The sequence below is a fragment of the Arthrobacter sp. JCM 19049 genome, assembly GCF_001310435.1.
This window is the reverse complement of the sequence record NZ_BAXF01000565.1, coordinates 1-1268: the sequence shown is the minus strand read 5'-3', so window position 1 is coordinate 1268 and position 1268 is coordinate 1. Positions and strand designations below refer to the sequence as shown.

The following is a 1268-nucleotide window of genomic DNA, read 5'->3' as shown; positions in this document are numbered from 1 at the left end:
CGGCACCCGGCTGACACCCACCCTGATCGGCGCGCTGGCGGCCAGTGGCGTGCGCGGGGTTCCGGTGCGCACACGGCTGCGGGTGCTGGTGTGCACCACCGGCAATGAGCTGATGGGCGGGACCGCCGAGTCCGGGCGGATCCCCGATTCAAATTCACCGATGCTCGCGGCGGTGCTGCGCGGCTATGGCGCCCAGGTGGAGGTTCTGCGGCTGCCCGATGACGCGTCGGCGCTGACCCGCGAACTGGCCAAGCAGGCGCGGGAGGTGGATCTCATCCTCACGGTGGGCGGCATCAGCGCCGGGGCCTACGAGGTGGTGCGCGAGGCGCTGGCCCCCTCCGGCGGCAGTTTCCACCATGTGGCCCTGCAACCCGGTGGTCCGCAGGGCTTCGCGCTGCTGGAGGGCACCCCGGTGCTCTGCTTCCCGGGCAACCCGGTCAGCGCGCTGCTCTCGCTGGAACTGTTCCTGGCCCCCACCCTGCGCCGCCTGGCCGCAGTGGCCGAACCCGTCCCCGAACAGTACGCCCTGGCCAACGAGGTGCATTCCCCGGGCGACAAGCACCAGGTCCGCCGCGGACTGCTCAACGACGGGCAGGTCACCGTGTTGGATCCCGGCTCCCACCTGATTCACGACCTGGCACGGGCCGATGTGCTCGTGCACCTTCCCGTCGGTGTCGCCCACCTTCCGGCCGGCACCAAGGTAGACACTTGGAGATTCCATGACTGACTCAAACACCCCACACGCAGCTGATTCGAACCCGTCCGGCGAGCAGCAGCTGACCCACCTGCGCGCCGATGGCAGCGCGGCCATGGTTGATGTCAGCGACAAGCAGGTCACCAAGCGGGTGGCCACCGCGGAAGCCGTGTTCGTCACCCGCCCGGACGTGGTGCAGATGCTGATGAGCGGCAACCTGCCCAAGGGTGAGGCGCTGGGTACGGCCCGGATCGCCGGATCATGGCGGCTAAACGCACCTGGGAGCTGGTGCCGTTGTGCCACCCGTTGCCGATTTCGAAGGTGTCGGTGGACTTCACTGCCGAGGAGTCTGCGGTGCGGGTGAGCGCGCAGGTGACCACCAAGGGGGTCACCGGGGTGGAGATGGAGGCGTTGACCGCCGCCAGCGTCGCCGCGTTGACCCTCTATGACATGGTCAAGGCCGTGGACAAGCACGCCGAGGTCACCGGCATCCGGGTACTGGCCAAATCCGGCGGAAATCCGGGACTGGCGTGACTGATGCAGCCGCCGCCGTGCGCCGCGCCGGGGTGCTGGT

The 1268-nt window shown here is 69.2% G+C and carries 1 protein-coding gene and 1 pseudogene; both read left to right on the top strand.

The window, feature by feature from the left end; genetic code table 11:
- The coding region (locus JCM19049_RS14500; protein WP_279403290.1) for a molybdopterin molybdotransferase MoeA at positions 1-727 on the top strand (727 nt) is incomplete at its 5' end.
- Positions 720-1228 (top strand): annotated as a pseudogene (moaC, locus tag JCM19049_RS14495) (cyclic pyranopterin monophosphate synthase MoaC). The gene JCM19049_RS14500 and the pseudogene moaC, both read left to right, overlap by 8 nt.
- Positions 1229-1268: the final 40 nt, after the last annotated feature.